The organism is Halorubrum sp. AJ67 (assembly GCF_000513435.1).
The window spans coordinates 104664-109592 of the sequence record NZ_CBVY010000003.1 but is presented as its reverse complement, the minus strand read 5'-3'; the positions used below and the strand labels follow the sequence as shown (position 1 = coordinate 109592).

Annotated in this window: 4 protein-coding genes and 1 pseudogene; 3 read left to right on the top strand and 2 right to left on the bottom strand. The window is 63.6% G+C overall.

Annotated elements, in window-relative coordinates; all coding sequences use genetic code 11:
* A pseudogene (locus tag BN903_RS04270) lies at positions 1 to 294 on the top strand (hypothetical protein); the annotation flags it as partial.
* Positions 295 to 891: 597 nt separating this feature from the next.
* On the opposite strand, the gene BN903_RS04265 reads toward BN903_RS04270, so the two are convergent.
* Entirely contained in the window at positions 892 to 2046 is a 1155-nt protein-coding gene (locus tag BN903_RS04265) for a multicopper oxidase domain-containing protein (protein ID WP_048076547.1), read from the bottom strand.
* 233 nt (positions 2047 to 2279) lie between these two features.
* On the opposite strand from BN903_RS04265, the gene BN903_RS16425 reads away from it, so the two are divergent.
* Complete coding sequence (locus BN903_RS16425; protein WP_154018036.1) at positions 2280 to 2489, top strand: hypothetical protein; 210 nt, start codon at positions 2280 to 2282, stop codon at positions 2487 to 2489.
* A gap of 313 nt (positions 2490 to 2802) precedes the next feature.
* Positions 2803 to 3471: a hypothetical protein gene (locus BN903_RS17890; RefSeq protein ID WP_052334916.1), complete on the top strand. Its 669-nt coding sequence runs from the start codon at positions 2803 to 2805 to the stop codon at positions 3469 to 3471.
* Positions 3472 to 3478: 7 nt separating this feature from the next.
* Here the strand turns inward: BN903_RS17890 and BN903_RS15545 are convergent.
* Positions 3479 to 4929, bottom strand: a 1451-nt coding sequence (locus BN903_RS15545) for a cation-translocating P-type ATPase (RefSeq protein ID WP_154018043.1), incomplete at its 5' end; no start/stop codon positions are given.

Sequence of the window (4929 nt, the reverse complement as noted above, 5' to 3'; positions counted from 1 at the left end):
GCCACGGACGGAACCGCGCTCGCGGTCGGCCCGGCCGCGTTCCCGACGCTCCCCGAGGGGGCCGAAGACCTCCCGCACATCCTCGATATCCCGGACCGGGCGGTCGACCGCGAGGCGCTCGCGGACGCGGTCCTCGACCGGCTCCGCGAGGAGGCGGTCGACGCGATAGGCGACGGCGACGCCGACCGCCTGGAGACGCTCGCCGACGTGACCTACGACGTGGAGGCGTGGGCCCCGGTCGACGTGGAGCCGGTGCGAACGCGAATCGTCGCGGAACTCGACGGAGAGGACTGAAAAACGGCGTTCGAGGGCCACGTGGGCGATCGTACACTGAAAGAGGACGATTCGGGTTCAGACTGACCCAGTTGTCAGCTACCCACGACTGAAGTCGTGGGCTTGGATAGCCTCGCACCGCACGGCCAGTGCCAATTTAATTATCGGTAGGCCAAGCGTGCCCCCGATGTCGGGGCTGGCTGACGGACAGCCCATCCCTGCCAACACATTTGGCTGTCAGGGATTACGACTATTTTCCGGAGGACAAGTCATCAATCTGTTGCTTTGGTCCCCCTTCGGCCTTCCTCCCACGACTGAAGTCGGGGGCTTCCGGCCTTGTATCGCTGTGAACCATGCTATCGTCGTATCGGCCATCTTGGAGAGACACTGTCGGATCTCACCTTCGTGCCACCCGACCGGAGCCAGTACGCTCTCAACGGCGCGTACGGCGGTGTTCTCGTACCGCTTGACATCGTATCGAAAGTCGACGCGGTACAGGTGTCGTCAGAAGATAGAGCAGCTTCTCAGAGCCGCTTGTGACCGGAAGGGTGGATTTTGTGTACGAAAAAGCTCCGAAGAGAGCTCGATCAGATTGTTCTGTGAACGATTCTTGTCTTGCTAGTTCGGTTCGTACCCGGCGTAATCCATGAGTTGGCTGAAGATATCGGAGTCCATGACGGAGCGGTACACGATCCCGGTAAGCATCCCGCCGGGATAGAACGACCCGTTCATGACGTGGTTGACCTTGTGACAATGCATGAGATAGATACCGGGGTCGGCATCGGCTGTGAACTCGATCGTGTGTCGTTCTGCGGGGGCAATATTCGTGACGTCGATGTCGTGTCGGGCTGCTTCCGGGACGATGCCACCGTCTTTTTCGACGCGCTGGAAGCGGTGGTTGTGGATGTGCATCGGGTGGGACATGTATCCACCGTTGACGAGGTGAATGCGGACTAAATCGCCCTTATCGACGATAATTGGCGAGCCCTGTTCCGGGTGGAGAGTTCGGGGCGCACTCTTCCCGTTGACGGTGAAGACGTCCGGATTGCGCGAGGCCGTGTCGAAGGTGAAGTCCGCTTCACCGGCCCACTTCTTCGGGATTCGCGAGTCCCAGTCCTTGATCGTCATGAAGTACTCCCGGTCCGCCGGCTCGTAGCCTTCGGGGTCGACTCGGAAGATTCCGTACATCCCCATATCGATATGGCGGTGGGTCTGGAAGTGACAGTGGTACAAGTGCGTCCCCGGAACGTTCGCCGGAATCTCGTAGGTGTGTTTCTCGCCTGCGGGGACTTGGACGCCGGTCGATGTCGGAACGCCGTCGTTCTTCCAGGTCTTCGTGACACCGTGGAAGTGGATGGTGTGTGGCCGGCGTCCGTTCGTGTTGTCGAGCGTCACTTCCATATCGTTGCCTTCGGTCGTGCGGAGGATCGGACCTGGTACGCTCGGATCGTTGTCGTCGGCCTGCCACGCCCAGACGCGCGGGAACTCAACTGGGCCACCCATCGAATCGAGCGGGTGAACGGCGTGTCGCGCCGGCTGCGTCCCCATCGTCACGGAGCCTCCCTGCTCGTCGACGTTGACCACCGTCGGAGGACTGGTGTAGGGAAGGTCAGATGAAGTCTGTGCTTCGTTCGGACCGCCTGCGGCCGCTGTCGGCGCGTTAATTGCTTTCGATGAACAGCCCGCCAATGCTGAAAGGCCAGTCGCGCCGGTCGCAGTAAGGAATTCTCGTCGGGACAGTCCGGTTCCAGGGGCACCGAAAGATCGGGTCATGGTCTACTTGGACGTTGTCCTGTCGCAGTAAACGGGGACCGAAGAATATCAGCTTTCGAGAAACTGACCGATTATGTTCGGTAACACCGGTCCGGTCTCACAAGCAACCCCTTCGTTCGCCGTCGAAAGAACGAACATCTGAGATCAACGACGCGGCAGAGACCGACACCGATATCCGTGAAATCAGCGACACGACGGACGATCAGGCGGCGAGTATCGAGGAGGTGGTCACGATGATCGAAGAAGTGTCGGACATCGGTCGGAAGACGGCGAACGAGAGCGACAGTGCCTCCGCCGCCGCTCAGCAGCAGCCGGCGTCGATGTCACAGGTCAGTGACAACGTCGAATCTCTCAGTGGCCGGGCGAAGCAGTTGCGCGAACTACTTTCGACATTCGATGTGAGTGAGTCTGCTCTGTTGAATCCGCAGAAGGCGGCGGGATAGGTCGCTGTAAAGGCAGTAGCGAAGCGGAAGAGTCGAATGTGTCCAACCTACTGTTCCGCTTCGTTAAGCAAGCCGCGTCGCTGGCTCAAAAGCGCTGTGCCGCCAGTCCAACGGCGATCAGTGATCCGACTGGCCACGGATTTCCCGGCTGGAAGCATGTCACGCTCCACTTTTTGCGGGTTCACATGGACGCGACGTACCGCGAAATCGTGGATTGGGCGAGCGAGATGGACCGAGTTCGTGGGTTGTTACAACTTTGCGGACGACATTTCCCGCACCCTCAACGCTGTACCGGTCGTTCGAGAGGGTGCCCATGTCGGTGTGGCGGCGCTTCCTTCAAGCGACTCCCCAACAGTGCGCTCCGGGCTCGCATGGAGCCACCGATGGTCTCCCCGTCCTCATCGGATACATCGTCTGGACGGACGCCCGACACGCGATCGTCGCGGTGCTGTTCTTCGTCTCCGCGTCGAACTACCTCTCGTTTTTTCCGGACGAGGATGTGCCGCCGGAGACCGTCGTCGACATCCTCTCGGTCGTCTATCCGCGTGACGTGGCAAACGCTGGAAGTGTACCTCCCGGACGTCCCCGTGTTCGCGGCCATGTCGATCGGCGTCGCTATCCTCGTCGGTACCGTGAGTCTACTGGTCGGGTTGAACGCGCTGCTGATCGGATTCCAGTGGCGAAGCTGGGGCGTCGCGGAGGGAGCGACGGTTCAGGGAACGCGGGACCGACCGCGGTCATCGGTGCGTGTGCGTGCGGGTGCTGCGGCCCGCTCGTGGCGAAAGTGGCGATCCTCGCCGCGGGACCGTCGGTCGCCGCACCGCTGTACTGGCTCTTCGTCGACCCGTCGTCGCCGTTCGCCTCGGCGTTCCTCGTCGGCGGAATCGTACTGTTCACCGGGAGTCTCGTCTACGCGACGAACGCGGTACGAGCCGGTAGCAGTACGCGACCGACCGTCTCCGGAGAGTCCGACCCGGCCTGAGCCGACATCACTCTCTGAAGAGGTCTCGCGACGAGTTCACGGCGAGGAGCCCGCCGCAGATAGCGACCGCGATCGCCGCGGTCACGGGGTTGAACAGCCCGACGAGTGCGACGGGGATCGCGATCGCGTTGTACGCGAAGGCGAGTCCGACGTTCTGCCGGACGCGACGCCGCGCCGCCCGCGCGAGTTCGAACGTGGTCTCGACGAGCGAGAGGTCGTCGTCGACGATCGCGATGTCGGCGGCGTCCGCGGCAAGCGCCGTCCCGCTTCCCAACGAAATCCCGAGAGCGGCCTGTGCTAAGGCAGGCGCGTCGTTGGTGCCGTCACCGACCATCGCGACGCGCCGCTCGCGCTGGAACCGCCGGATCGCCTCCGTCTTCCCCTCGGGCGGCACGTCCGCGAACACGTACGAGACCGCGTCCTGTTCCGCGAAGAAGTCCGTCGCCTCCTCGTCGTCGCCCGTGAGGACGGCGACCTCGATCCCGCGCTCGTGGAGGGCGGTGACCGTGTCCAGCCATCCCTGTCGGGGATTATCGCCGACTACGACGATCCCGTCCGCTCGTCCGTCGCGGCCGATCACGACCGGGAGCCGGCCGAACCCACGGGCTTCACGTGCTTTTTCTTGGATCTCGGACGTGACCGTCCAGCCTCGTTCGGCGAACAGATCGAGGTTTCCGACGAGCACGTCGCGGCCATCGACGGTTCCGGAGACGCCCGTCGCGTGCGTCCGGAAGTCGCGCACGTCGCGGCCAGCAGGCGTCGTTCCGGTGTCGTCGATACGGCCTCCGTCGGTTTGAGCCGCCTCCGCGTTGTCAGCCTTCGACTTGACCGCAGAGACGATCGCGGCCGCAGCCGGATGTGCGGCGCGCCGTTCGAGCGCGGCCGCATCGGCGAGCGCCTCGTCCGATGCGTTGACGTCGATGACCTCCATCTCGCCAGTCGTGAGCGTCCCGGTCTTGTCGAACACGACCACGTCGATATCGCGGAGCCGCTCGAAAATCGTGTCGTCGAGCACGACGATGCCGCGCTTCATCGCGTCGCGGATACTCGTGGCGACCGAAAGCGGTGTCGCGAGTCCGAGCGCCCAGGGGCTAGCGACGAGCAGCGCGAGCAGCACGCCCATAGCGCCCGCAGACAGCGGTTCGCCGCTGGCGACGGTCCAGACGCCGACCGCGGCCGCGACGGCAGCGACGAGGCCGACGATGCGATACGCGAGTTCGTCGGCGCGGCGCTGGATCCCGTGATCGGCGCTCTGGATCGACCACAGGGAGTCGGTGATGCGGTCGACGCTGCTCGTCACCGGATCGCCGACCTCGACGATCGCCGCGCCGTCGGTGACAACTGCGCCGCCGACGATCTCGTCGCCCGTTCGCTTCGCGACGGGGAGCGCCTCGCCGGTGACGACCGCCTCCTTGATGCTACAGTCGTCGCCGACTAGTGTCCCGTCGACCGGAACGC

Coding starts and splice junctions, on each gene's coding strand:
- BN903_RS16425 (WP_154018036.1), top strand. CDS start 2,280: ATGATCGAAGAAGTGTCGGACATCGGTCGGAAGACGGCGAACGAGAGC.
- BN903_RS04265 (WP_048076547.1), bottom strand. CDS start 2,046: ATGACCCGATCTTTCGGTGCCCCTGGAACCGGACTGTCCCGACGAGAA.
- BN903_RS17890 (WP_052334916.1), top strand. CDS start 2,803: ATGTCGGTGTGGCGGCGCTTCCTTCAAGCGACTCCCCAACAGTGCGCT.